Source organism: Streptomyces sp. VRA16 Mangrove soil, assembly GCF_017377775.1.
GTDB lineage: Bacteria > Actinomycetota > Actinomycetes > Streptomycetales > Streptomycetaceae > Streptomyces.
In genome coordinates this window covers 442,153-468,976 of the sequence record NZ_JAFVLN010000005.1, presented here as the reverse complement: position 1 = coordinate 468,976, position 26,824 = coordinate 442,153, and the positions used below count along the sequence as shown (strand labels likewise).

Genomic DNA, 26,824 nt, shown 5'->3' with positions numbered 1-26,824 from the left:
CCGACGGAGGGGAGCGTCGGCGCACCGGCCGGGTCCGTCACGCGCCCGCCGACTCCGCCGCCACGGACCGCGCCCACCGGTAGTCGGCCTTCCCGCTCGGCGAGCGCTGGATGCGGTCGGTCACCACCAGCTGCCGCGGGATCTTGTACCCGGCGAGATGGGTGCGGCAGTGCGTCTGCAGGGACTCCAGGTCCAACGGCTGCGCCCCGTCTCGGAGTTGGACCACGGCCGCCACATGGTTGCCCCATTTCGGGTCCGGGACCCCGGCGACCAGTGCGTCGTAGATGTCCGGGTGCGACTTGAGGGCCTGCTCGACCTCCTCCGGGTAGACCTTCTCGCCGCCCGTGTTGATGCACTGCGAACCGCGCCCGAGCACCGTCACGATGCCCTCGTCGTCGACGGTCGCCATGTCCCCGAGCAGCACCCACCGTTCGTCGCCCACCTGGAAGAACGTCTCGGCCGTCTTCTCGAGGTCGTTGTAGTAGCCGAGCGGTACGTGCCCACGCTGCGCCAGACGCCCGATCTCACCGGCCTCCACCGGCTCGTAGGTCGCGGGATCCACCACCCGCGTACGGGCGTTGACCCGGAGCCGGAAACCCTGGCCCGCGCCCGAGCCGTCGGTCGCGGTGCCGTTGAAGCCGGACTCCGACGAACCGAAGTTGTTGAGCAGCATCGCGTTCGGCACCAGCGCCTGGAACTGGGCGCGCACCGTGTCCGACATGATCGCGCCCGACGAGGAGACGCTGAACAAAGCCGAGCAGTCGGTGCCCTTGAGCGGTCCCTCGAGCGCGTCGATCAGCGGGCGCAGCATCGCGTCGCCCACCAGCGACACGCTCGTCACCTTCTCCTTCTCGATCGTGCGCAGCACTTCCTCCGGCACGAACTTACGGTGGATCACGATGCGCTGACCGAAGTTGAAGCCGATGAAGGCGGTGAGCGTGGAGGTGCCGTGCATCAGCGGGGGAGTGGGGAAGAACGTGATGCCGTCGCCGCCCGCCGCCACCCGCTCGGCCAGTTCCTCGGGCCGGGACACCGGCTCACCGGTGGGTGCGCCGCCGCCCAACCCGGCGAAGAACAGGTCCTCCTGACGCCACATCACGCCCTTGGGCATGCCCGTCGTGCCGCCGGTGTAGATGATGAACTGGTCGTCCGCCGAGCGCGCCGGGAACCCCCGCTCGGGCGACGCCGTCGCCTCCGCCTCGGCGAAGTCGACCGCCTTGAGCGGCGGGGCGTCTGGTGCCGGGGTCCCCACCCGCACCAGATGCCGCAGCTTCTCCGTCCGCGGCAGCGCCGCCACCACGCGCTCGGTGAACTCCGTGTCGAAGACCAGGGCGGCGAGGTCCGCGTCGCGGTAGAGGTAGACCAACTCCTCCTCGACGTAACGGTAGTTCACGTTGACCGGCACGACCCGCGCCTTCAGGCAGCCGAGTACGGTCTGCAGATACTCGACACCGTTGTAGAGGTGCAGCCCGAGGTGCTCCCTGGGGCGGATCCCGCTGTCGACGAGGTGGTGGGCGATGCGGTTGGCCGCCGCGTCCAGCTGCGCGTACGTCAGCCGGCGTTCCGCACCCGTGCCCGGGTGGTCGACATAGACGAGCGCCTCGCGGTCCGGGACCACGTCGACGACCGACTCGAACAGGTCGGCAAGGTTGTACTCCACCGCTCCTCCTGACCCAGGCCGCATCTCGTGTGGCCGTCATCAGAGCAGAGGGGAAGTGAAGGCGGAAGGGGCCGCGCACAGGAAATCTGACTGACTGTCAGAAAACTCTTGAACTGGCAGGTCCCCTCCTGCAACCTGTTCCAGGTCCGAGCTCCGGCCGACTGGAGGACACCCATGGGTGGGACCGAACATCTCGACGTGCGACGCGAAGGCGCGACGCTCGTCCTCACGCTCAACCGGCCCGAGGCCAAGAACGCGCTGTCCCTGCCGATGCTGGTCGGCCTTCACGACGGCTGGCTGGAGGCCGACGCCGACGACGGCGTCCGCTCGATCGTGCTCACCGGCGCGGGCGGCTCCTTCTGCGCGGGCATGGACCTCAAGGCCCTCGCGGGCAAAGGCATGGAGGGAGAGCAGTACCGCGACCGCCTCAAGGCCGACCCCGATCTGCACTGGAAGGCGATGCTGCGCCATCACCGGCCGCGCAAGCCGGTGATCGCCGCCGTCGAGGGGTACTGCGTCGCGGGCGGCACCGAGATCCTCCAGGGCACGGACATCCGTGTCGCGGGGGAGTCGGCGACGTTCGGCCTCTTCGAGGTCAAGCGCGGCCTGTTCCCCATCGGCGGCTCCACCGTCCGCCTGCCGCGCCAGGTGCCGCGCACCCACGCCCTGGAGATGCTGCTCACCGGCCGCCCCTATCCCGCCCCCGAGGCCGCAGCCATCGGCCTGATCGGACGGGTCGTGCCCGACGGCACCGCGCTGGAGGCCGCCCTGGAGGTCGCCGAACGGATCAACGCGTGCGGGCCGCTCGCCGTGGAGGCCGTGAAGGCGTCCGTCTACGAGAGCGCCGAGATGACCGAATCGGACGGTCTCGCGGCCGAGTTGAAGCGGGGGTGGCCGATCTTCGACACCGCCGACGCGAAGGAGGGGGCGCGGGCCTTCGCGGAGAAGCGGGATCCCCGCTTCCGCCGTGCGTGACGTCGCCCGCGGGCCGGTGGGGCGTCTGGCGCCCCGCTGCGGAGTCGCACATCGGACACGGCCCCGCGCCCCCGAAGCGAGCTCCGCTCGCCCGGGGAAAGGCTGCGCGCGGCGCATGCCTTCAGGGGTGCGGGGAACTGCGCGGCCGGCCACCGCGCGACCCGCACCCGGCGATACGACAACAACCTGGCAGACGCGAACCGCCCACCACCACCCCGCACCCACAGGAGGCCCGATGACCACCACCCCCCAACCGGAGGTACTCCGCGCACCGTTGGTCGTGGAGTTCCCCTTCACCCGCTCCCTGGGCCCCGTTCAGAGCGCCTTCCTGACCGGCCTGCGCCACGGCACCGTGCTGGGCGTGCGCACCACCGACGGCAAGGTCCTCGTGCCGCCCGTCGAGTACGACCCGGTCACCGCCGACGAACTGCGCGACCTGGTCGAGGTCGCCGCCACCGGCACCGTCACCACCTGGGCCTGGAACCCCGAACCCCGCCGCGGCCAGCCCCTCGACACCCCGTTCGCCTGGGTCCTGGTGCGGCTCGACGGCGCCGACACCGCCCTCCTGCACGCCCTCGACGCGCCGGGCCCCGACGCCGTGCACACCGGCATGCGCGTCCGTGTCCGCTGGGCCGCCGAACGCAAGGGCGCCATCACCGACATCGCCTGCTTCGAGGCACACGAAGGACCGGTACAGGACACCCAACCAGCCGCGCACGACGGCGAGTTCGGCGACGAGCCCGTCACCGGCATCGTCGCGGAGGCCCGCCTCGACTACACGTACAGCCCCGGCGGCGCCCAGAGCCGCTACATCAACGCCCTTGCCGACCACCGCACCGTCGGTGAACGCTGCCCCTCCTGCCGCAAGGTCTACGTTCCGCCCCGCGGCGCCTGCCCCACCTGCGGCGTCGCCACCACCGAGCAGGTCGAGGTCGGCCCGGCCGGCACGGTCACCACGTACTGCATCGTCAATGTCAAGGCCAAGAACCTCGACATCGATCTGCCCTACGTCTACGCCCACATCGCCCTCGACGGCGCCGACCTCGCCCTGCACGGACGCATCGCCGGCATCCCCTACGACCAGGTGCGGATGGGGCTGCGCGTCGAACCCGTGTGGAGCGAGGGGGGCCGTTACCCGGACCACTACCGGCCGACCGGCGAACCCGACGCCGACTACGACACGTACAAGGAGCTGATCTAGATGCGGGCGCCGATCCGGGACATCGCCGTCGTCGCCTTCGGGCAGAGCGACCATCTGCGCACCACCGACGAGATGTCGGAGGTGGAGATGCTCATGCCCGTCCTGCACGAGGTGCTCGACACCACCGGACTCAGGACCGCCGACATCGGCTTCACCTGCTCGGGCTCCTCCGACTACCTCGCGGGCCGCGCCTTCTCCTTCACCATGGCGCTCGACGGCGTGGGCGCCTGGCCGCCGATATCCGAGTCGCACGTCGAGATGGACGGCGCGTGGGCGCTGTACGAGGCGTGGACCAAACTGCTCACCGGCGAGGCCGACACCGCGCTCGTCTACGCGTACGGCAAGTCGTCGCCCGGCAGCGTCCGCGACGTGCTCACCCGCCAGCTCGACCCGTACTACGTCGCCCCGCTGTGGCCCGACTCCGTCGCTCTCGCCGCCCTCCAGGCGCAGGCCCTCATCGACGCCGGCGAGACCGACGAGCCCGCCCTCGCCGGGGTCGCCGCCCGCAGCCGCGAGGCCGCCGCGGCCCACCCGCACGCCCAGCTGCGCGGCACCGTCCCGCACGGCGATTACGTCGTAAATCCGCTGCGCACCGGCGACTGCCCGCCCATCGGCGACGGCGCCGCCGCCGTGATCCTCGCCGCGGGCGACCGGGCCCGCGAGCTGTGCGAGCGGCCCGCCTGGATCCGCGGTATCGACCATCGCATCGAGGCCCACAGCCTCGGCGTCCGCGACCTCACCGACTCACCATCCACCCGGCTCGCCGCCGAGCACGCCGGCGCCTTCGAACGGCCCGTGGACACCGCCGAGTTGCACGCCCCGTTCACCTCGCAGGAGGTCGTGCTCAGGAAGGCGCTGCGGCTCGGCGACGACGTCGCCGTGAACCCGTCGGGCGGTGCGCTCGCCGCCAACCCGGTCATGGCCGCGGGCCTCATCCGCATCGGCGAGGCCGCCGCCCGCATCCACCGCGGCGCGTCCCACCGCGCCCTCGGCCACGCCACCTCCGGGCCCTGCCTCCAGCAGAACCTGGTCGCCGTACTCGAAGCAGGGGAGGACCACTGATGGCCGCGTCGTCCAAGGAACCCGTTGCCGTCGTCGGCATCGGCCAGACCAAGCACGTCGCCGCCCGGCGCGACGTGTCGATCGCCGGACTCGTCCGCGAGGCCGCCCGACGCGCCCTCGCGGACGCGGAGTTGACCTGGGCCGACATCGACGCCGTCGTCATCGGGAAGGCGCCCGACTTCTTCGAGGGCGTCATGATGCCGGAGCTGTACCTTGCCGACGCGCTCGGCGCCGTCGGCAAGCCCATGCTCCGCGTGCACACCGCGGGCTCCGTCGGCGGCTCCACCGCACTCGTCGCCGCCAACCTCGTCGCGAGCCGCGTCCACGGCACGGTCCTCACCCTCGCCTTCGAAAAGCAGTCGGAATCCAACGCGATGTGGGGGCTCTCGCTGCCCATCCCGTTCCAGCAGCCGCTGCTCGCCGGCGCGGGCGGCTTCTTCGCCCCGCACGTGCGTGCCTACATGCGGCGCACCGGAGCACCCGACGCGGTCGGCTCGCTCGTCGCGTACAAGGACCGGCGCAACGCGCTGAAGAACCCGTACGCGCATCTGCACGAGCACGACATCACGCTGGAGAAGGTCCAGGCGTCCCCGATGCTCTGGGACCCCATCCGCTACTCCGAGACCTGCCCGTCCTCCGACGGCGCCTGCGCCATGATCCTCACCGACCGGGCGGGCGCCGCCCGTTCGCCGAAACCGCCCGCCTGGATGCTGGGCGGCGCCATGCGCAGCGAGCCCACCCTCTTCGCCGGGAAGGACTTCGTCTCCCCGCAGGCGGGCAAGGATTGCGCGGCCGACGTCTACCGGCAGGCCGGGATCGCCGACCCGCGCCGCGAGATCGACGCCGTCGAGATGTACGTGCCCTTCTCCTGGTACGAGCCGATGTGGCTGGAGAATCTCGGCTTCGCCGACGAGGGCGAGGGCTGGAAACTCACCGAATCCGGTGTCACGGAGCTCGACGGTGACCTTCCCGTCAACATGTCGGGCGGAGTGCTCTCCACCAATCCCATCGGCGCCTCCGGCATGATCCGCTTCGCCGAGGCCGCCCTCCAGGTCCGCGGGCAGGCCGGAGAACACCAGGTGGAAGGGGCCAGGAAGGTGCTCGGGCACGCCTACGGCGGCGGCTCGCAGTTCTTCTCGATGTGGCTCGTCGGCGCCGAACCGCCCACGCGGTGACCTTCGACCTCCGTCGCGGCCTGTGCTGCGCACCGACCGATCGCTAGGCTGACGCACGGACGACGAACCGGGAGGAGCACGGACGTGGCCGAGAGCACCATCGACCAGCACCCGCTCGCGGGTTGGGACAAGCCGGACCTGGACCTGAGCGACGCGGACTGGCACTCCAGCAGCAGGGGCCTCGGCGATGTCCAGATCGCCTTCGTCGAGGGTTTCATCGCGATGCGCAACAGCGGCAGCCCGCAGAGCCCGTCGCTGATCTTCACTCCGGCCGAGTGGGGAGCGTTCGTGCTCGGAGCCCGCGAGGGAGAGTTCGATCTGACCTAGGTCCTGCCGCAGGCCTGCGGGCGGGAGGGGCCGAGGAGCCGCCGCCGGATTCGACGAGCCGAGATCTTGAGCCGAATTCAGCACATTTCCCGCCCGGTCTCCGACACGTGACCTTTGGCCCTGTCCTGTGCCTCTTGTGTGCGCGAGCCTGGCCACGAGAACACAGGAACAGCCGGTCAACGAGGGCACGGCCAGCGTGCCCGGTGTCGGAGGCGATCAGCCATGAGCACGCGCGAGCCGCAGAACCTTCCCGTCGTCGTCGCGGTCGACGGATCCGACGACAGCCGAGCGGCCCTGGAGTGGGCCCTCGCCGAGGCGGTGGGCCGCGGCGCCGACCTGCGGGTCGTCCACGTGCGGCAGTACGCACCCTTCCTCCAGCCCGCCGTCCTCACGGCCGGGCCGGAGGAACCTGTCGACGATCCCGTCATCGGGGACGTACGCAAGGAACTCGAAGGGCGTTCACCGCTGCCGCCGCTGGAGTTCATCACCAGGGAGGGCGCGCCCGCCGCGGTGCTGCCCGCCATGGGCGCCGAGGCCCAGCTCCTGGTGCTCGGCTCGCGCGGCCGGGGCGGCTTCGCCAGCCTGCTGCTCGGCTCGAACGGGGTGGCCGCCGCACGCGACGCCGCCTGCCCCGTCGTCGTCGTGCGCGCTCGCGAGGAGTCGGCGGAGCGGATCGTCGTCGGACTCCAGCCCGACGACCCCGACGAGACGACCCTCGCCTTCGCCGTCGAGCACGCGGCACGGGCGGGCGCGCCGCTGCGCGTCGTCGCCGCGTACCCGTGGCCGGTGCTCGCCTGGTCCGCGTACGGCGACTTCGCACCGGCCGTCCAGGACCAGGAGATCATCGAACGGGAGACCCTCGATCTGGCCCGGCGGACGGTCCAGCCCTTCCTCGACTCTCACCCTGAGGTCGAGGTCGAGGTCAATGCGGCGCCGGGAGACGCGGCGGGCCGGCTCGTCGACAGCTCCGAGGGCGCGGCGCTGGTCGTCGTCGGCCGTCACCGCCGCCGCGTCACCCGCCCCGCACCGATGCTCGGCTCGGTCACGCACGCCGTCCTGCTGCACGCGAAATGCCCGGTCGCCGTGGTGCCGCCGACGCCCGAGGAGGCCGAGGAGACCGGGGAGACCGGGGCGACCGCCTAGAGCAGCACGACACAGCCCCGCCCGGCCAGCGCGTCCAGCAGGCCGACCGCGGGGCGTACGTCGTTCCAGCGCAGGTCGAGCTTCTCCAGGGACGGCAGCTCGGCCACCCAGTGCGGGAGTTCGGTGAGCCGGTTGCCGCGCAGGTCGAGGCGGCGCAGCCGGGGCAGGCCGCGCAGGACTTCGGGGACCACCTCCAGCGCGTTGTTCCGCAACTCCAGTTCGCGCAGCTCGCCGAGGTCGCGGACGCCGTCGGGCAGGCCGGTGAGCCGGTTGCCGCGCAGCCACAGTTCACGCAGCGCGGTCAGGCCGCCGAGCGTGTCGGGCAGTTCGGCGAGCCGGTTGTCCTGGGCCCGCAGCTCCACCAGAGCGGTCAGTGCGCCGAGCGTGGCGGGGAGAGCGGTCAGCCGGTTCTCGCCGACGTTGAGATACCCGAGCCTGGTCAGTGCGCCGAGGGTGTCGGGCAGCTCCGTGAGCCGGTTGTCGTGCAGATAGAGGTACCGGGTCAGGCCCGTCAGGTCACCGATCTCCGGTGGCACCGCGTCCAGGTGGTTGTGGCCCAGGTCGAGGGTGTGCAGAGCGGTGAGCGTCCCGATCCGGGCGGGCACCCGGCCGAGCCGGTTGTCGCACAGCAGCAGCACTTCCAGGGAAGGGTGCCGCCACACCTCCTCCGGTACCTCGTCCAGATCCGCACGCCAGTAGTCGAGTGTGGTGTCGCCGTCCGTCATGGCCACGCAGGACGCTCCCTTCACGCCGGTGGTGCCGGGATCCTACGAGCCGAGGCGCCGGCGCCGGCGTCCGGCTCGTCCGCACCGCACGCCCCGACTCCCGCGTGCGCAGCTCCGCTCCGGTCGCGTCGGCGTACGCTGAGCCCCTGGAACCCGTGGCACGCACCGGCTCCCCGCGCCGGTGGCGCCGTCGCGGGAGGGGGTGCGCCATGACGCAGCGCGAGGGCCGCGGCGGCACGGGACGGCGGACGCTGTTCGAGCGCGAGAGCGAACTCGCCGCGGTCGACGGAGCGCTGGGCGAGCTCACGGGGATGCGGCACGGCATCGACCCGCCCGACCGGCCGCACGGCGCCCTGCTCGCCGTCGCCGCGCCCGCGGGACTAGGCAAGACGACCCTGCTCGCCGAGGTCCGCAGGCGCGCCGCCGCCCGCGGCTGCACCGTCCTGTACGCCCGCGGCGGAGACCAGGAACAGGGTGTCGCCTTCCACGTCGCACGCCAGCTGATCCAGCCGCAGCTCGCCGCCATGCCCGAGCCCGAACTCCGGGCCAGGCTCGGCAGTTGGTACGCGATCGTGGGCCCCGCCCTCGGCCTGTGCGCGGCGACCGGCGGCGCCCCGCCCGACCCGCAGGGCCTGCGCGACGGGCTCGACTGGGTGCTCACCCACCTCGCTCTGCAGCGTGCGCCCATGGTCCTCGTCCTCGACGACGCCCACTGGGCCGACCCGGAGTCGCTCAGCTGGCTCGCCGCGTTCGCACCCCGCGCCGAGGAACTGCCGCTGCTCCTCGTCGTCGCCTACCGGCCCGAGGAACTGCCCGAGTACGGCGAGGCCCTGCGCGGACTGCCCGGCCGCTGCGGGCAGCGCCCGCTCGGCCTCGAACCGCTCAGCCCGCCCGCCGTCGCCCGCCTCGTGCGCGAGTCCCTCGGCCCGCACGCCGACGACGCGTTCTGCCGCGAGTGCTGGGTCGTCACCGCGGGCAATCCCTTCGAGACCGTCGAACTCACCGCCAAGGTGCACGACCGCGGTCTCGTCCCGACCGAGAACGACGCCCACCTGCTCCGCGACCTCGCCGCCGCCGTCAAGGGCAGCGGTCTGATCGCCCGACTGGAACGGCTGAGCGCCTCCACCGTCCGCTTCGCCTGGGCCTGCGCCGTCCTCGGCACCGAGATCTCCCCCGAACTCGCGTCGGGCGTCGCCGGGTTGGGCGCCGAAGAGGCCGCCGACGCCGCCGACCGGCTGCGCGCCGCCCGCATCCTGACCGGCGGGGACACCCTCGAATTCGTCCACCCGCTCATCGCCACCGCCGTCTACCGCGCCATCCCGGGACCCGTCCGCGTCGCCCTGCACGGCCAGGCGGCCTGGACCGTCGTCAACGCGGGACTCGGCTCCTCGGCCGCCGCCCGGCATCTCCTGGAGACCCACCCCGACGGCGACCCGTGGGTGGTCAGGGAGCTGCGCGCCGCCGCCCGCGAGACCGTCCGCGCCGGCGCCCCCGACGCCGCGCGTCGCTATCTCGCCCGCGCCCTGCGCGAACCCCCGCGCGACGGCGACCGCGCCGCCGTCCTCTACGAACTCGGCAGCGCCTCCCTGCTCACCGAGCCCGCCACCACGGTCAACCACCTGCGCGCCGCGCTCGCCGAACCCGTCACCGACCCGGCGCTGCGCCACGGCATCGTCTACCGCCTATCCCAGGTGCTCGCCCACAGCGACCGCCTCGCCGAGGCGTCCGAGACCCTCGCCCGGGAGATCCGCACCACCGGCGACGCCCGGGTCCGCCTGCGCATGCAGGCCGAACAGTTCATGTGGGACGCCTTCCGCGCCGACGAACCCGAGTCCCCGGCCCGCTCCCGGCGCCTCGCCAAACTCGCCGACCGGCTCACCGGCCGCGACCTCACCGAGCGGTACATCATCGGCCTGCGCACCTGGGACGCCACCCTGCGCGGCGAACCCACCGACGTCGTGCTCCGGCACGCCGAGCGCGCCCTCGCGGGCGGCCTGTGCTGGGCGGCCGACGAGGACCGCGGCTTCGAGGTGCCCGTCCTGGTCGCCATGGCGTTCATGTACGCCGACCGGCCGGGCCGCACCGAGGAACTCTTCATCGAGGGCATCGCCGACTTCGAGCGCGCGGGCTGGCGCGGCGCCCACCTCTCCTTCGCGTACACACTGCTCGCCTACGTCCGCTACCGGCGCGGCCGCCTCGCCGAGGCCGAGGACTTCGTCCGCGCGGGACTGCGCCTGGCCCAGCGCGTGGGACCCGGCACCCCCGCGCACTGGTACGCCGTCGGCGTCCTCGTCGAGGTACTGCTCGCGCGCGGCCGCGTCACCGAGGCGCAGCAGGCCGCACAGGCCCACGGCTTCGGCCCGCCGTTCCCCGCCGCCGTCGTCTTCCCCGACGCGCAGACCGTGTACGGAGAGCTGCTGCTCGCCCTCGGCCGCACCGAGGAGGCCGCGGCGGAGCTCGCCTCCGCGGGGCGCCGCCTCGACCCCCGCGGCATGCGCAACCCGGCCTGGTGCCCCTGGCAGCTCCACCTCGCCCGCGCCGAGGCGCACGACGCCCCCGACCGCGCGGTCGCCCTGGCGCACGACGCCGTGGAACGGGCCCGGCACTTCGGCGCCCCCTCCGCGATCGGGCAGGCCCTGCGCGCCGCCGCCGAGGTCTCCTACGGCGCCGTCCGCGGCAAACTCCTGGAGGAGTCCGTCGCCCACCTGGAGCGCTCACCGGCCGGGTACGAACTGGCCTGCTCGCTCGTCGCCCTCGGCGCGGAGAGCCGGCGGACCGGCCGCGCCAAGGAGGCCGCCGACCACCTGTACCGGGGCCTGGAAGCGGCCGCGGGCTGCGGGGCCGACGGTCTGGTGGAGCGGGCCGGGGACGAACTCGCGGCGGCGGGCCTGCGGCCCCGCCCGCTGCACGAGGCGGCCACCGACGCCCTGACCACCCGCGAGCGGGCCGCCGCGGCCTGCGCGGCACGCGGTCTGTGCCCCGCGGAGATCGGCACCGAGCTGCACCTGGAGGAGACGGCCGTCGTGCGGCTGCTCTCCGCGGTGTACCGGAAGGTCGGCACGGACCGGGCCGGGCTCGCCGCCGCGCTGGGCGGGCCGGAGCGCTGAGAACCCCGACGCGGGAGAAGGGGCGCAGGCGACGTACCATGGCCGCATGTCCTTCCTCCGCCGCCGCGCAGCGACCCCCGCGGGCCCCGACTTCGATGTCCTGGCCATGGACCCGGGCGACTGGCCGGGCAACCTCGGCGCGGGCCTGCTGCCCGCTCCCGACGGAAGCTGCCAGGGTGTCTTCCTGCGCTACGACCTGTTCGGCGGCCGCGGCCCCGCGATGGTGATCGGCAACCTGCCGGAGGGCTCCCCGGCCCGCGAGGTCGCCGAGGGCGAGATCCCCTTCGAGGTCGCCCAGCTGCTCATCGCGCTGGAGAACGACGAGGAGGTCACCGTCACCGAGGTCGAGGACGTCCCGGTGATGCAGGGCGACAACCTCCTCATCGTGCGCCGCCTCAAGCTCTCCGAGACACGCATCTCCTGCGTCCAGTTCGACCGCAGCGACAATGTGCTGGTGACCATCGCGTCCTGGGACCGTCCGATCACCGACGACCTGTACGCGCTGCTCAAGCCGCTGCCCGCGGAGCTGTTCCAGCAGGGCTGAGCCGCCCACTCGTGTCACACCTCTTGTCGCGGAGTCATCGGACCTCTAGCGTGACGAGGCATGCCTTCCGCGAATCCTGAGCACTCCACGGTCAACGGAATCACGCGAAGATCCACCATGAAGGGCGCGGCTGCCGGTGCTGCCGCGCTGACCACCGGGCTCGGCCCGCTCGGCACGGCGGCAGCCGCCGACGAAGCCAACCCCGAGCCATCCGATGAATTGCGGCTCTGGTACACAACGCCCGCCACCGACTGGGAGCGCGAATCGCTACCCATCGGCGGCGGCGCGCTCGGCGCGAGCGTCTTCGGCACCCTCGCCTCCGAACGGCTCCAGCTCAACGAGAAGACGCTGTGGACCGGCGGCCCCGGCGCACGGAGCGGGTACGACTTCGGCAACTGGCGCAGCCCCCGGCCCACCGCCCTCGCCGACATCCAGGGCCGGCTCGACGAGGAGACGACGCTCGACCCCGACACCGTCGCCGCCGCACTCGGCCAGCCACGTATCGGTTACGGCGCACACCAGACCTTCGGCGACCTCCACCTCGACCTGCCCGACGCACCCGCCACCACCCCCGCCGACTACCGGCGCGCCCTCGACCTGCGCACCGCGCTCGCCACGGTCACGTACACCCACCGGGACACCGTCCACCACCGCGAGTTCCTCGCCTCGTACCCCGACGCGGTGCTCGCGGGACGGCTGTGGGCCGAGCGGCCCGGCAGCGTCACCTTCACTCTGCGCTACACCTCGCCGCGCACCGACTTCACGGCCACCGCGACCGGCGACCGCATCACCGTCCGCGGTCAACTCGCCGACAACGGGCTGACGTTCGAGGCCCAGATCCGGGTCCGGCACGACGGCGGCACCCTCACCGCGAACAGCGACGGCAGCCTCACCGTCACCGGCGCGGACAGCGCCTCGTTCGTCCTCGCCGCCGGGACCGACTACGCGGACACCTACCCCGACTACCGCGGCAGCGACCCGCACCCGGCCGTCACCGCCGCGGTCGACCGGGCCGCCGCCCGGGACCACGCCGCGCTGCGCGCCCGCCACCTCCGCGACCACCGCGCGCTCTTCGACCGGGTCGCCCTCGACATCCGGCAGACCCCGCCCCCGGACGTCCCCACCGACCAACTCCTCAAGCGGTACGCGGGCGGGGCCACCGCCGCCGACCGGGCCCTCGAAGCGCTCTTCTTCCAGTACGGCCGCTACCTCCTCATCGCCTCCTCGCGCCCGGGTTCGCTGCCCGCCAACCTCCAGGGCGTGTGGAACCAGTCGACGAGCCCGCCCTGGTCCGCCGACTACCACGTCAACATCAACCTCCAGATGAACTACTGGCTCGCCGAGGCCGCCAACCTGGCCGAGACCACCGCCCCCTACGACCGGTTCGTGGCGGCGCTGCGCGCCCCCGGGGAACGTACGGCCAAGGAGATGTTCGGCAGCCGCGGCTGGGTGGTGCACAACGAGACCAACCCGTACGGCTTCACGGGCGTGCACGACTGGTCGACCGCCTTCTGGTTCCCCGAAGCCGCCGCCTGGCTCACCGCCCAGCTCTACGAGCACTACCGCTTCGGCGGCTCCACCGACTACCTGCGCACCACGGCGTACCCGCTGATGAAGTCCGCCGCCGAGTTCTGGCTCGACAACCTGCGTACCGATCCGCGCGACAACACCCTTGTGGTGACGCCCAGTTACTCGCCCGAACACGGCGACTTCAGCGCCGGCGCCGCCATGTCGCAGCAGATCGTGCACGACCTGCTCACCAACACCCTCGAAGCCGCGGGCACGTTGGGCGACACCGCGTCCTTCCGGAAGCAACTCTCCGACGCCCTGGAGAAGTTGGACCCCGGCCTGCGCATCGGATCCTGGGGGCAGCTCCAGGAGTGGAAGACCGACCTCGACAGCCCGACCGACGACCACCGGCACGTCTCGCACCTCTACGCCCTCCACCCCGGGCGCCAGATCGAGCCGGGCAGCACGTGGGCCGACGCGGCCAAGGTCTCCCTCACCGCCCGCGGCGACGGCGGCACCGGCTGGTCCAAGGCGTGGAAGATCAACTTCTGGGCGCGGCTGCGCGACGGCGACCACGCGCACAAGATGCTCGCCGAACAGCTCAAGGCGTCCACGCTGCCCAACCTGTGGGACACCCATCCGCCGTTCCAGATCGATGGCAACTTCGGGGCCACATCGGGCGTCGTCGAGATGCTGCTGCAGAGCCAGTTCGACGTCATCGAGATCCTGCCCGCACTCCCCGCGAGCTGGCCCGAGGGATCGGTGCGCGGACTGCGGGCCCGCGGCGGCGCCACCGTGGACATCGAGTGGGCGGCGGGCCGTGCCACCCGGGTCGTCGTCACCGCGAACCGCACCTGCCGACTCGCCCTGCGCAGCACCCTGTTCGGCGAGAAGACCCTCAAGGCGGTGGCCGGGCGCCGCTACGTCTTCGACTGACGCAAGAGCGCGGGCCCGGGTTCGCATCCGTGCGAACCCGGGCCCGATGCCTCACCCCTCAAGCGGTGTCACGACACCGTGGAGGGAACCACCTGCACATCCGCCGCCCGCACATAGGCGATGCGGTGCCCGAACTGGATCTCGTAGTACTCGTCGCTGCCCTTGACCACCTTGTGCGTCGTCGTGTCGAAGGTGGGGGAGTAGAAGTACTCGCCCTTCGTCTTCCCGCCGATCACATAGCGCTGACCCGCCAGCAGCTTGTACGGCAGCGGGGAGATCGCCTGCGGCGTCATCCCGGCCGGGTAGGCGGCGGCCTCCGGGTAGGCGCGTCCGTACACCGGGACCGAGTCCGCGCCCGCCTTCGGCACCACCACGAGTCCCTTGGCGCCGACCGCGGTCGGCTGCTTCTTCGGGTTCTTGAACCAGGCCTTCTGGCCCAGGTACCAGATCGCCGTCCAGTCGCCGTCGCGTCCCGCGACCGCGTACTGCTGGCCGGTCGAGACGCGCGACGCCATGTCGTTCACGTCGATCGTCGAGGCGTCGCCCTTCGGCCGCAGACCGATGTCCTTGACCAGCGGGGCGTCCTCGCTCGGCGCCGTGTACAGGCGCACCGCGCTCGACCCGTGCGGCGCGCACGCCACCCCCGCCTTCTCGCAGCCCGTGAACTCCGGCTGGTTCTCGGCGAACTGCGGGTCGATGGTCACGAGGCCGCCGGCCGGACCCGCGGTGCGGTGGAACGGCTTGCCCATCAGCGCGAAGTAGTGCGCCCAGTCCCAGTACGGGCCCGGGTCCGTGTGCATCGACGGGATCGTCCCCGCCGTCGGGCCGGGCACCGTGTCATGGCCGAGGATGTGCTGCCGGTTCAGCGGGATGTCGTACTTCTTCGCCAGGTACGACACCAGGCGCGCCGACGACCGGTACATCTCCTCCGTGTACCAGGCGTCGGGCTGCGCGAGGAAACCCTCGTGCTCCAGGCCGATCGACTTCGCGTTGACGTACCAGTTGCCCGCGTGCCAGCCGACGTCCTTGGCCTTGACGGACTGCACGATGTGCCCGTCCGTGGAGCGCAGCGAGTAGTGCCAGGCCAGATAGGTCTTGTCCTGGACCAGCTTGAGCGTCTCCTCCCACGTCGCCTCCGTGTCGTGGATGACGATGTAGTCGATGCTCTGGTCGTTCGGCCGATCCGCCAGGTCGTGGTTGCCGTAGTCGCCGTCGCCGAACTCCTCGTACGGCGCCGGGATCCACTCGCACGAGACGGTCTTCGGGCACTCCGTCTCCGAGGCGTTCGTCGTGCGCAGGCCCATCGCCCTGAGCTGCGCCGCCTCAGGCTGCGCCGCGTCGTCGGCGGCGAGCGTCACGTTCTGCCCCGCGTCCGTCGTGCGCCGCTCGCCGTCGCGGATCACCGCGAAGACGTCATTGGCGTACGTGGCCGCGGTCGCCGTGTCGTCAGCGCCGGAGAACTTCGCGACCGCGCCGTACCAGTCGGCCGGGTCGTCGCTCAGCGGCTTGCCGAGCTGCTTCTGCGCCGCGGCGAGCAGGGCCGCGCCGCCCCGCACGTTCGCCGCCGCGTCGGTGCGCAGCTGATCGGCGGGGATACCGGTGAGATCGGCGGCGCGCACCAGGGTCTTGAGGCGGGCCGGGAGCTGCGACTCCTTCGGCACCGACTGGGACGCCTCCGTGGCGTCGAGCGGGGCACGGGAGTCGTCGCCGCGCGCGTCGCCCTCCGCGTGGTCGAACGCCACGGTGTTCGCGATGGCGGTGCGGGCGTCCGTCAGGTGCATCGGGCCGTACCCGCCGGTGACGCTCGGCGCGCCGGCGTGCGTGTCCCAGCGCGACTGGAGATACGAGACGCCGAGCAGCACGCTCTGCGGCACCTGGTACTCGGCCGCGGCGGACGCGAACGCGCTCTGCAGCCGGGACGACGGTGCCACCGAATCCTGCGGAGGGGCCGCACCGAGAAGAGGAAGGAGCAGGGCTCCGGTCGCGAGCGTGCCCACCGCCCGGGCACGCGTGCTTCTGCCGGGGTTTCTGCCAGTGACGGTACGCGGGGAACGATGCAACGGTGCCTCCAGGGACCAACGAATCTCGGGATGGTGCGCGGTGCGTGCGGGGGCCGATCGTGCGTCAGTGGTATCGGCTCCCCGACGATCCGTCAATGATCGGACGGACAACGGAGATTCGTGGGATTTCCCATGTCAGCAGGCGTGTGCGAGGGTTTCCGGCGCGGCGGTGCGGCCGCCTGCGGCGCGTCAGTGGTGTGGACCAATGTGTGCGTGGCGCGGACGAGTTGCGGACCGTCCGGGTGCCGGACAACGGGAAGATCCGCGGTGCGCCATCCTCCACCCCGGCGCACCGCGGATCTCCGTCCCCGTCAGCGAGTGCCGACTGCCGCACGCACCGCCTTGCGCGCCATGTTGCAGTCGTCGTGCAGACGGCGCAGCAACAGCCGCTGCTCCTCGCCGGTCGGCACAGCACCGGAGTGGGCCTGAGCCGGTGCCGTCGGGGCCTGGTCGTGCATCGAACGCTGCAGTGCCGTCTCGTACGTCCGGATCTCCCGGGTCAGTACGAGCATCAGATTGACCAGGAAGGCGTCACGGGAGGCCGGACCGCCGGACTGGGCGAGCTGACTGATCTGACGGCGGGCCACCGGGGCGTCGCCGAGCACCGCCCACAGTGTCGCGAGGTCGTAGCCCGGCAGGTACCAGCCGGCGTGCTCCCAGTCCACGAGCACCGGGCCCGCGGGGGAGAGCAGGATGTTCGACAGCAGGGCGTCACCGTGGCAGAACTGCCCCATCGCGCCGCGGCCCGAGGCGTGCGCGATGCCGTGCAGCAGCTTCTGCAGGTCACCCATGTCGCGGTCGGTCAGCAGGCCCAGATCGTGGAACCGGTTGATCCGCTGAGCGTAGTCCAGCGGCGCGTCGAAGGTGCCCGCCGGAGGCCGCCACTGGTTGAGCCGGCAGATCGCGCCGAGCGCGGCGCGGATGTCCGCCCGAGGCGGTGCCTCGACCGGGTGGCGCTGCAGGGCCGCCACCCGGCCGGGCATCCGCTCGATCACCAGCGTGCCGTTGTCCGGGTCCGCCGCGATGAGACGCGGCACCCGCACCGGCGGCCGGTGTCGGACGAACGAGCGGTATGCGGCTATCTCGTGCCTGACCCGCTCCGCCCACACGGGGGAGTGGTCCAGTAAACACTTCGCGACGGCGGTGCTGCGCCCTGTCGTACCGACGAGCAGCACGGACCGCGGGCTGCGGCGCAGCACCTGCACCGGATGGAACTCCGGGCAGATCCGGTGCACCGAGGCGATCGCCGTGCGCAGCTGGGCGCCCTGAGGGCCGGACAAGTCGAGTCTCCCGCTGACGGGTTGCGTGCCGAGCCCCGGGACGCGCCGGGTCCTGCCGACGCCACCGAGCGCCGTGGACCCCGTCCGAGCGGGGTCGAGGTACGGGCCGCCGCCGACCACCGGACGGGCGGGACGCAGCGGCCGGGGCGGGGCGGACACGGAGGACGATGCTGCGTACATGGGCGATACAGATCCCTTCGTGTGCCGACGAGTTGCATGCGCCGCCCGGCCCGGCCGAGTTCGGTACACCCTGGGGAATGCCCTGCGGCGACCGGGTCGGGGTGGCGCATTCCTACCTGACACCCGAGGGCCAGGAGCACAACAGCTGGCGCACCCTGGCGAACCCTGGCGAATAGTCGCTCAGCAACTGACAGAGGGCTACTGTCAACTTCAGCCGAGAACCTGGGGGCTTGAAGTGAGCGGACAACCCAACACCCGCCTGAACGACCTGTTCGGCCTGGCCGGCTGGTCCAAAGGTGAACTCGCGCGACTCGTCAACCGGCAGGCGGCGGCCATGGGCCACCCCCAGCTGGCGACCGACACCTCGCGGGTACGGCGTTGGATCGACATGGGAGAGATCCCGCGCGATCCGGTACCGCGGGTGCTGGCGGCACTGTTCACCGAGCGACTCGGCCGTGTCGTGACCATCGAGGATCTCGGTCTTGTCCGGCACGGGCGCGCAGGGAAACGGCAGGGCGGCGGGGGTCTGGAGCACCAGGGACCCGACGGAGTGCCGTGGGCGCCTGAGCGGACAGCTGCGGTCCTCACCGAATTCACGGGAATGGACCTCATGCTCAACCGACGCGGCTTGGTGGGCGCGGGTGCCGCGCTCGCCGCAGGATCCGCACTCAGCAGCGCCATGCACGACTGGCTGCACACCGACCCGGCCCTCGCGGCCGACGCTCCCAGAATCACCGACCCTCTCACTCCCCTGCATGCCGACCCCGCTGGGTTCGACCGCTACGAGGCCGCCCCCATCGGGTCGCAGGAGATCGAGGAACTGGAGCGTTCGGTCGAGGTGTTCCGCGCCTGGGACGCCTCCCGCGGCGGCGGGTTGCAGCGCAAGGCGGTCGTGGGCCAGCTCAACGAAGTCGGCGGAATGCTCTCCTACCGCCATCCCGACCATCTCCAGCGGCGCCTGTGGGGCGTCGCCGCCAATCTCGCCGTGCTGGCGGGCTGGATGTCGCACGACGTCGGCCTGGAACCCACGGCCCAGAAGTACTTCGTCATCGCCGCGCACGCCGCGCGCGAGGGCGGGGACCGGCCCCGGGCCGGCGAGGCCCTGTCCAGGGCCGCCCGCCAGAAGATCCATCTCGGCGCCCCCGACGAGGCGCTCGATCTGATGAAGCTCGCCAAATCCGGCTCCGGGGACGACGTGCTGCCCCGCACCAAGGCGATGCTCTACACCATCGAGGCCTGGGCGCAGGCGTCGCTGGGCAAGGGGCAGGCGATGCGCCGCACCCTGGGCGAGGCGGAGGATCTCTTCGTCTCGGACAAGGGTGACGTGCCGGCGCCGAGCTGGATGCAGATGTTCGACGAGGCGGACCTGCACGGCATGCAGGCCCTCGCCTACCGCACCCTCGCCGAGCACGAGCCGGGCGCCGCCGTCATGGCGCAGCACCACGCCAAGCAGGCCCTCGCCCTGCGTGAGGGCGGCCGGGACCGGTCGAAGATCTTCGACAACATCTCGATGGCGTCGGCCTGCTTCATCGCCGACGACCCCGAGCAGGCGGACCGGTACGCGCGGCTGGCGCTCTCCTCCATGGGGGCGAACTCCTCGCACCGCACCTGGGACCGGCTGCGCGAGATGTACCGGCTCACCGGCCAGTACTCGGGGTACCCGAAGATCGAGGACCTGCGCCAGGAGATCAAGCTGGCGCTGCCGAGGGTCCCGGGGAAGCGGGCGCAGGCCTGATCCCGGCCGCACGTCAGCACGGAACACACGACGGAACACCCAACCGAATCAGTGCACCGGTACGGCGTCAGGATCCGATCCTGGCGACGAGCACACAGGCGTCGCCCTCGCGCTCGCCCGGGCCGAACTCGTCCGACACCACGCGTACGCACTCCTGCGCGTCACGGGCCTCGGCCAGGAGCGGTGCCAGAGCGAGCAGCCGGCCCGCGGCGGCCTTCTCACCGCGCCGCGGCACCAGGCCGTCGGTGTGCAGCAGCAGTACGTCACCGCTGCGCAGTCGCTCCTCGGCCTGCTCGTACCCGGCACCCGAGGTGGCGCCGAGCAGCACGCCTCGGGGAGGCGTGAGCGCACGCCCCGTCCCGCCGCGGAAGAGCAGTGGGGCGGGGTGTCCCGCCTGCGCCCACGCCAGCGTGCGGGCCGTCGGGTCGTACCGACAGCACAGGGCGCTCCCGAGCGAGGGCCGTACGGCGTTGTCGAGCAGCCGGCCGAGCCGGCCGAGCAGTTCGGCCGGCGGGGTGCCGCACACGGCCATGCCGCGGACGGCGCCGAGCAGCATCGCCATACCGGAGGCGACGGCCACACCGTGTCCGGTGAGATCGCCGACGGTCAGCAGGGTCTGTCCGTCGGGCAGTTCGAGCGCGTCGTACCAGTCACCGCCCGTGGGGGCGCCGGACGCGGAAGGGAGGTAGTGGCCGGCCACGTCCAGGCCGTGGGGGCCGCCGTGCGGGAGCCGTAGGGAGCCGCGCCACGGCGGTAGCACGGCTTCCTGCAGCTCGACCGCGAGCCGGTGCTCGGTCTGCGTGATGTGCCGCTGGCGCTGGAGCGAGTCACGGGTCTCGCTCACCGCGCGTTGGCTGCGCCGCAGTTCGCTGACGTCGCGCACGACCGCCCACATGGAGGCGGTCGAGCCGTCCGCGTCGAGCACGGGCTCGCCCATCATGTGCACCGTGCGCACGGTGTCGTCCGGGCGGACGATGCGGAACTCCCCGTCGATCGGCTTGCCGTCGATCAGGCAGTCGGTGACCATCGCGGTCAGCTTGGGCTGGTCGTCGCAGTGGACCATGGCCGGCAGCTCGTCGAGGGTGAGCGCGGGGGAGGCGGGGTCCCGGCCGAGGATCTGGTAGAGCTCCTCGGACCAGGTGGATTCGTCCGTCAGCAGGTTCCAGTCGGCGCTGCCGACGCGGCTGAGCAGGGAGCCGTGCCGCGGGTCCGCGGCAGGGCGCGGGGAGGGCACGCCGTCACGGACCGCGGGACCTTCGCGTAACTGCGCCAAGTGCCGGTCCAGATCGCTGAGTTGATGCACCGCGAGGTCGTACAGGGCGCGCTGCCAGCGGGCCTCCGGGTCGGTCTCGTCGCCCACCGGGTCCACAGACTCGCGACGCACCGCGTCGACGTCGCCGAGGAGTCGGCGCGTCTGGTCGATCAGCGCGTCGACGGTGCCACGCTCCGGCGGTGGGCCGGCGGGGCGGTCCGCGAAGACATGGGGGGGCATGAAGAACTCCGATGCAGGCACGGGAACGGCCGAGTCGGACGGAAGGACCGCTAAAGACTCTGGCACAGGCCGCCTGGCCTCGTAAGGGATTTGGCCATACACGATGCGGTGGTGCTTCTGGCATATGCCATTGTCCTCACGAACGGACTTTCCGAGGGACTTGGTCGAACGGATGCCCGGTTGTGGCGTAGCTCCGGCTCGTACGCGTCCTGGTTGACAGGGGCAGAATCACGTAGACGTTCTACGTTCGACAGCGTGCCGCCCGGCCCCCTGTGTCGAGGGGAGCCGGGCGGCACGAGGGGCTGGGGAGGCCGGTCCCTACAGGCCGAGCCGGGTGCCCGGCGCCGACGCGTAGGTGCGTGCGGCGCCCGCGTCGATAACGAACTGCGAGCCCGGTTCGACGAGGACGTCCCCGTCGCGCGAGTCGCTGATCGTCACGTCGGTGAGGGTGGCGCTGCCGCGCGCACCGCTCATGGCGAGGATGCCGGAGCCGTTGTCGGACTTCGAGATCCGCACATTGCTCACCTTCACGTCCGGCATGGCGCCGCCACCTGTCTTGAACTGGATCCCGTCGTACGTCGAGTCGTGGATGTCCGTGTCCCGGATCGTGACCCCGGGGATGTCCTGCCCCTGCGCGAACAGGGTGATGGCCCCGAACTCCTGGTCCTCGTTCCAGAACGCCCCGCCCGTGCGGTAGAGCCCGTTGTTCGCGATCAGCGTCCGGCCGGAGAAGGGCAGCGGGTCGTGGTCCGTGGCGAGCATGATGCCCGGGTAGTTCGCGGTGTCGTAGACCAGGTTGTTCTCGATCCTGTTGCCGTAACCCCCGTACACGGCAATGCCGTTGGCCCGCCACGGCAGCTGCACCGTGTTGTTGCGGAAGACGTTGTCGTGCCCGATGTCGACCGACGGATCCTTCACGTACTTGCTCGCCCAGACCGCCAGCGCGTCGTCGCCCGTGGTCCGGAACGAGGAGTTGTAGACGGTCGAATTGCGGGTGCCGTTGGCGAAGTTGATGCCGTCGGCGTACGTGTCGCGGATCCGCATCCCGCTGAATTCGAGGCCGTCGCCGGGACCCCACAGCTCCGGGATGTTGCTGTAGTCCCGGCCGACCCAGACCCCGACGTTGGCGTGCTCGATCCAGACGTTGCTGATGGCGGTGTTCTTGCCGAAGCGGCCGTTGAGACCGACGCCGCCCTCCGCGTTTCCGTCGCCGCCGCGGATGGTGCCCGAGCCGAAGATCGCGATGTCGGAGATCTTCGTGTTGTCGTCGATGTCGAAACCGAAGTTGCCCTCGTGCGGATGGTTGATGCCGCCCGCGTCCTGCGGCGGCGTCAGCGTGTACAGCTGGGAGTGCCACATGCCGGCGCCCTTGATGGTGACGTCGCGGATGCCGACCTGGTTGTACTGCCCGCGGTCCAGCGGGTCGTCGGTGAGGATCTTCTGCTCCTGGCGCCACTGCCCGGCCGGGATCCACACGCAGTCGATGTCCCCGTTCTGGTCGGCGGTCACCGCCTTCTGGATCGCGGCGGTGTCGTCGTTCCCGTCGTCGGGCACCGCGCCGTACGCGGTGATCGAGGTGCACTCGGCGGGCTTGCTCGCGGGCGGTGCCACCTGCTCCAGGTCGATCAGGTCGACGACGTAGTACGCGGCGTCGTCGCCGGAGTCGCGCTGCAGGCGGAACGTCGTGCCCTCCGGGTAGGTCCGGGAGAGCAGGGCGTGCGCCTCGTCGAAGAGGCGCCGGGCCGCGCCGCCCGGGGTGTTGGTCAGGCCCTCGGGGTCGTCCGTGCTGCCGTACAGCCAGCTGTGCTTGGAGGACAGGTTCAGCTTCTGCACGAACGTCCCGTCCGCGTAGAGGCTGAGCGTCTTCTCCTGGCCGCCCCCGTTCGGCGCGTCGGGCAGGGAGTTGCGGACCACGATCGAGTTCGTCGCGCTCTTGGCGGTGAACTGCACGTACTGGCCTGTGGAGTCGAGCCGCACCGACTTGCGGCCCGAGGACTCGGACGCGAAGTTGGTGTGCCCGAACGTGCGGACGGCGTCCGCCTCCAGGAGCGTGCCGTCGTAGCTGCCGTCCTCCGCCTCGTACTCGGTGTAGGGCACGGCCGCGCCCCGGCCCACCACGACGGAGCGCGCGAAGACGTTGTTGTCCTCGTTCGTCTCGGCGACCGTGCCGGTGGCGTCCGCGGTCGCGGTGAGGGTGGCGCCGCCGCTCGTCGCGACCCAGCTGCCGCTGAGGGGGACGTCGGCGCTCTCGCCCGCGGCGATCGCGGGCGTGGTGCCGTCGAGCGTCGTGTCGCCCACCGTCAGACGGGTGACCGAGCCGGCGGCGACCGCGCTGGTGCCGCGGTTGTGCACCTTCGCCGAGAACGTGACGTGCGCGCCGACGGCGGGACTGGCCGGGTCCGAGCCGATGCCGGTGACCTCCAGATCGGGCCCCGGACTCTGACTGACCGTCAACTTGGCGTCCGCGACCCGGCTGTTGTTGCTCTCGTCCTGCTCGGCCACGGTGTCCGACGGATCGGTCATGGCCGACACGGTGTAGCTGCCCTCGGCGCGCTTGCCGACGGCGACCGGCACCGTGGCCGACTCGCCCGCGGCGAGCGCGGGTACCGCCGCGCTGCCCGCGACCGTCCCGGCCACGCTCACGTCCACGGTCGTCGCGGGGGCGGCGGCCGTCCCGGCGTTGCGCACCGTCGCCCGCACCGTGACGGCGTCGTCCTCACTGGGCTGTCCGGGCTCCCAGGTCAGCCCCGACACGGTCAGGTCGGGGGCCGGCGCCGGGGTGCCGTGCACCTCGAACGAAGCGATCTGGCCGCCGTATCCGGCGCTGTTGGCGTCGATCTTCAGCTGCACGTCGGCGTAGCGTCCTGACACCGGGATCGTCACCGTGTTGTGGCTGGCGGCGGGATCGAAGGTGTAGTCCGCGCGCGCCTTCACGGTGCTGAACGTGTCCGCGGACCGTGCGCGCCCCAGCACCGCGATGCTCTGCGTGCGGGTGGCCCAGGCCGGGTTCGGGTCGAGCTTGAGGACGAGCGAGTCGAGGTCGGCGTCCGCGCCGAGTCGCACGGTCAGCGTCGAGGGGCTGCCGTTCGCCTCCCAGTAGGTGCTGTCGCTGCCGTCGTTCGCGTTCTTCGCGACGTAGTTCTGGATCGTCGACGACGCCTCGATCGGCTTGTCGCGGGCGAGGTCGGGGAGGTCCGCGGCGGCGTGCGCGGTGACGGGCAGCAGCCCGAGGGCGGTGAGTGCGGCGCCGAGCCAGACGGCGGTGAGCCGGCTGCTCCATGGTCTGCGTCTCACGAGGTGGTCCTCTCGTGGTGAGGGGGAAGAAGGGCGGGGCGACTCACTTCAGGTACGCCTCCACCTCGCTGAGCTGGGCGGCGGGCCAGCCCGTGTTGGCGGTCACCTGCACCCGCAGATAGCGCGTGGCGGGCGTCGAGTCGGGCAGCGTGACGGTCACCGTGTTCCCGGTCGCCGGGTCGAAGCGGTAGTCCTTCGACGCGGCCAGGGTGCTGAACGCGGAGCCGTCCGTGCCGCCCTGCACGGTGAGGGTCTCGGTCCGGGCCGACCAGGCGGAGCTCGGCGGCAGCTTCAGGACCAGGCGCCGTACGGCCCGGGCCGAACCGAGGTCGACCGTGAGGGACTGCGGGAAGGCGTTGTTGGTCGACTCCCAGTACGTGTTCGCGTCGCCGTCGACCGCCTTGCCGGGCGTGTACACGTCCGCGGAGCCGGTCGCGGTGGCCGTACGGCCCTGCGCGAGGTTGCCGTCCGGGTCCGGGTCCGGGTTGCCGGCGCCCGGCTGCGGCCAGGCGGAGCAGTCGCTCCAGGTGCTGTCCCAGCCGGAGTTGCCGCCGCCGTCGGTGAGCGTGAAGGTGCCCGAGCCCGACGGGTAGGGGCAGTTGTAGACACCCGCCGCGCCGACGCCCGTCGCCGTGACGTTGCTGAACTTCACCGCGCCGGGCGTCTCCGCCTGCACGACGACCGTGCCGACCTTGTCGACCGTCGATCCGTCGACGGTGACATTCTTGACGGCTTTGCCGGTGCCGCTGCCCGAGACGAACTCGTACGCGCTGTACGGGCTGTCCTCGATGGTGGTGTCGGTGATGTTCACCGTCGCCTCGACGGGGCTGTCGTACGCGTCGACGCGCAGCGCCCCCATCGGGTGGTTCCAGTTCGGGTTGATCGCGCCGGTGCGCACCAGCTTGTTCCCGGAGACCGTGATGGTGCCGGCGAGCGGGGAGAACGGGTCGAGGAACTTCTGGTTGGAGATCGCGATGCCGCTGCCCAGGGCGTTGGTGTCCTGGACCAGGTTGTCCTTGACGGTGATGTCGGTGCCGCCGTAGATCGCGATGCCGTTGGCCAGGTTGGGCTGCGAGATGGTGTTGCCCGAGAAGACGGAGTCGGTGTCCGCCCCGTTCAGCGACCACATGGCGAGCGAGTCGTCGCCCTGGTTGCGCAGGAAGTTGCCGCGGACCTGCACGCCGTGCGCGTTGCCGTTGAGGTTGAGTCCGTCGGCGGTGGTGTCGAGGACACGGTTGTTCTCCACCACGAGGTTGTCGTTGTTCCCGGTCAGCCAGAAGCCGCACTTCAGATGCTGGATCCACATGCCGGAGACCGAGGAGTCGGGGCCGAGGGAGCCGTTGACGAAGTTGTCCGGACTGCTGTCGACGCGCTCGGTGACCTCGCCGATGACCGCGAAGTCCTTGAGGTGGACCTTGCCCGCGGAGCCGGTCTGGTCGATGAAGTGCGAGGAGTGCACCACCGAGTGCCAGTTGCCCGCGCCCTGGATCGTCACGTTCTCGACGCCGCTGAGCGCGGAGCCGACCTTGAAGTCGCCCGCGGGGATCCACACGGTGCCACCGCTGTTCCTGGCCGAGGCGATCGCGTCCCTGAACGCCTGCGTGGAGTCCTGTTGACCGGTCGGGTCGGCGCCCTTGTCGACGACGGAGATGGCCCCCGAGGGCGCGCTCGCGACGGCGGCGACCTGCTCGAAGTCGGCCACGTCGACGGTGACCTGGCTGCTCGTGGCCTCCAGCCGCACCGTGTCGCCGGCCTTCAGGTCGCGGCCGAGCAGCAGCCGGGTGTTGTCGAAGAAGTGATGGGTCTTGGCGCCCGCGATCCAGGACGTGTCGACATAGCTGTACTTGGAGGTGACCGCGAGGGAGCGGTCGAGCTTGGCGCCGTTGACGTACACGGCGAGTGAGCCGGACTGCCCGTCGGGCACGTTGGCGGCGACGTTCACGGCGTTGGCCGCCGCGCTGAGCGTGAACTCGACGCTCTGGCCCGCGTCGAGCCGGACGGCCTGCCGGCCGGAGGCCTCGGAGGCGAGCGTGCCCTGCGTGTGGTCGGGGCCGATCTTCTGTCCTGTGGTGGTGGCGGACTCGGCCTCGACGGAGGTGAAGGGGAGCGAGGCGCCCGCGGCGGCGGTGGCTCCGGCCTGCTCCGTCGCCGGGCGGGCGGCCGCCGGTCCGGCGACTGCGACCACGCTGCCGACCAGGGCGACGGCGACGGCGAGGACGTATGGGCTCCGCGTCCTATGGGGTGACGAGGACATGACATGGCGATGCATCGGGTGGGGGGCCTTCCTTGTGGGGGTGCGGGGCGCTCACTCAAGCATTGCGGCCATGTGAGCACAAGATGTCGGCCGTATGTTGCAAATAATTGACAGGATTACGTAATCGGTGATCGCCGGTCATGTCGCGTGGGGTCCGGGGTGTCC

17 protein-coding genes are annotated in these 26,824 nt (G+C 71.7%); 10 read left to right on the top strand and 7 right to left on the bottom strand.

All coding sequences use genetic code 11. The features are described 5' to 3' along the window. Window positions 1–37: 37 nt before the first annotated feature. Window positions 38–1,660 carry an acyl-CoA synthetase gene (locus J3486_RS17095; protein ID WP_207821163.1) on the bottom strand — a complete coding sequence of 541 codons (1,623 nt, stop codon included), beginning with the start codon at window positions 1,658–1,660 and terminating at the stop codon, window positions 38–40. Between the two features lie 174 nt (window positions 1,661–1,834). Between J3486_RS17095 and J3486_RS17090 the strand changes: the two genes are divergently transcribed. The 6 genes from J3486_RS17090 (at window position 1,835) to J3486_RS17065 (ending at window position 7,543) form a co-directional block, all read left to right on the top strand. Next, window positions 1,835–2,635 carry a crotonase/enoyl-CoA hydratase family protein gene (locus tag J3486_RS17090; protein WP_207821162.1) on the top strand — a complete coding sequence of 267 codons (801 nt, stop codon included), beginning with the start codon at window positions 1,835–1,837 and terminating at the stop codon, window positions 2,633–2,635. A 235-nt stretch (window positions 2,636–2,870) separates the two neighbouring features. Further along, the gene (locus J3486_RS17085) at window positions 2,871–3,836 is read left to right on the top strand and encodes a Zn-ribbon domain-containing OB-fold protein (RefSeq protein WP_207821161.1); all 966 of its coding nucleotides are present in this window, start codon (window positions 2,871–2,873) and stop codon (window positions 3,834–3,836) included. Next, window positions 3,837–4,898: a thiolase domain-containing protein gene (locus J3486_RS17080; protein WP_207821160.1), complete on the top strand. Its 1,062-nt coding sequence runs from the start codon at window positions 3,837–3,839 to the stop codon at window positions 4,896–4,898. After that, window positions 4,898–6,073: a thiolase domain-containing protein gene (locus tag J3486_RS17075; RefSeq protein WP_207821159.1), complete on the top strand. Its 1,176-nt coding sequence runs from the start codon at window positions 4,898–4,900 to the stop codon at window positions 6,071–6,073. Before J3486_RS17080 ends, J3486_RS17075 begins: the two co-directional genes overlap by 1 nt. 84 nt (window positions 6,074–6,157) lie before the next feature. After that, complete coding sequence (locus tag J3486_RS17070; protein WP_207821158.1) at window positions 6,158–6,400, top strand: DUF397 domain-containing protein; 243 nt, start codon at window positions 6,158–6,160, stop codon at window positions 6,398–6,400. Window positions 6,401–6,622: 222 nt separating this feature from the next. After that, window positions 6,623–7,543: a universal stress protein gene (locus J3486_RS17065; protein ID WP_207821157.1), complete on the top strand. Its 921-nt coding sequence runs from the start codon at window positions 6,623–6,625 to the stop codon at window positions 7,541–7,543. On the opposite strand, the gene J3486_RS17060 is transcribed toward J3486_RS17065, so the two are convergent. Further along, window positions 7,540–8,268 carry a leucine-rich repeat domain-containing protein gene (locus J3486_RS17060; protein WP_207821273.1) on the bottom strand — a complete coding sequence of 243 codons (729 nt, stop codon included), beginning with the start codon at window positions 8,266–8,268 and terminating at the stop codon, window positions 7,540–7,542. The genes J3486_RS17065 and J3486_RS17060 overlap by 4 nt on opposite strands. 209 nt (window positions 8,269–8,477) lie before the next feature. Between J3486_RS17060 and J3486_RS17055 the strand changes: the two genes are divergently transcribed. The 3 genes from J3486_RS17055 to J3486_RS17045 all read left to right on the top strand — a co-directional run bounded on the left by J3486_RS17055 (window position 8,478) and on the right by J3486_RS17045 (window position 14,364). Further along, a complete protein-coding gene (locus J3486_RS17055; protein WP_207821156.1) occupies window positions 8,478–11,375 on the top strand; it encodes an AAA family ATPase in 2,898 nt (965 codons plus the stop codon). Between the two features lie 46 nt (window positions 11,376–11,421). Then, complete coding sequence (locus J3486_RS17050; RefSeq protein ID WP_207821155.1) at window positions 11,422–11,919, top strand: hypothetical protein; 498 nt, start codon at window positions 11,422–11,424, stop codon at window positions 11,917–11,919. 117 nt (window positions 11,920–12,036) lie between these two features. Continuing rightward, window positions 12,037–14,364: a glycoside hydrolase N-terminal domain-containing protein gene (locus tag J3486_RS17045; protein ID WP_207821272.1), complete on the top strand. Its 2,328-nt coding sequence runs from the start codon at window positions 12,037–12,039 to the stop codon at window positions 14,362–14,364. Between the two features lie 68 nt (window positions 14,365–14,432). Here the strand turns inward: J3486_RS17045 and J3486_RS17040 are convergent, their stop codons facing one another. Together J3486_RS17040 and J3486_RS17035 are read right to left on the bottom strand one after the other, a co-directional pair. Then, on the bottom strand, window positions 14,433–16,361 hold the full coding sequence (locus J3486_RS17040) for an N-acetylmuramoyl-L-alanine amidase (protein WP_207821154.1): 1,929 nt from the start codon (window positions 16,359–16,361) through the stop codon (window positions 14,433–14,435). Window positions 16,362–16,735: 374 nt separating this feature from the next. Then, complete coding sequence (locus J3486_RS17035) at window positions 16,736–17,884, bottom strand: aminoglycoside phosphotransferase family protein (RefSeq protein ID WP_207821153.1); 1,149 nt, start codon at window positions 17,882–17,884, stop codon at window positions 16,736–16,738. A 235-nt stretch (window positions 17,885–18,119) separates the two neighbouring features. On the opposite strand from J3486_RS17035, the gene J3486_RS17030 reads away from it, so the two are divergent. Further along, window positions 18,120–19,619 carry a hypothetical protein gene (locus J3486_RS17030; protein WP_207821152.1) on the top strand — a complete coding sequence of 500 codons (1,500 nt, stop codon included), beginning with the start codon at window positions 18,120–18,122 and terminating at the stop codon, window positions 19,617–19,619. Between the two features lie 67 nt (window positions 19,620–19,686). On the opposite strand, the gene J3486_RS17025 is transcribed toward J3486_RS17030, so the two are convergent. The 3 genes from J3486_RS17025 to J3486_RS17015 form a co-directional block, all read right to left on the bottom strand. Continuing rightward, entirely contained in the window at window positions 19,687–21,111 is a 1,425-nt protein-coding gene (locus J3486_RS17025; RefSeq protein ID WP_207821151.1) for a PP2C family protein-serine/threonine phosphatase, read from the bottom strand. A 318-nt stretch (window positions 21,112–21,429) separates the two neighbouring features. Beyond that, complete coding sequence (locus tag J3486_RS17020; RefSeq protein WP_207821150.1) at window positions 21,430–24,405, bottom strand: CARDB domain-containing protein; 2,976 nt, start codon at window positions 24,403–24,405, stop codon at window positions 21,430–21,432. Between the two features lie 43 nt (window positions 24,406–24,448). Beyond that, window positions 24,449–26,659 carry a discoidin domain-containing protein gene (locus tag J3486_RS17015; protein ID WP_229378108.1) on the bottom strand — a complete coding sequence of 737 codons (2,211 nt, stop codon included), beginning with the start codon at window positions 26,657–26,659 and terminating at the stop codon, window positions 24,449–24,451. Window positions 26,660–26,824 lie beyond the last annotated feature (165 nt).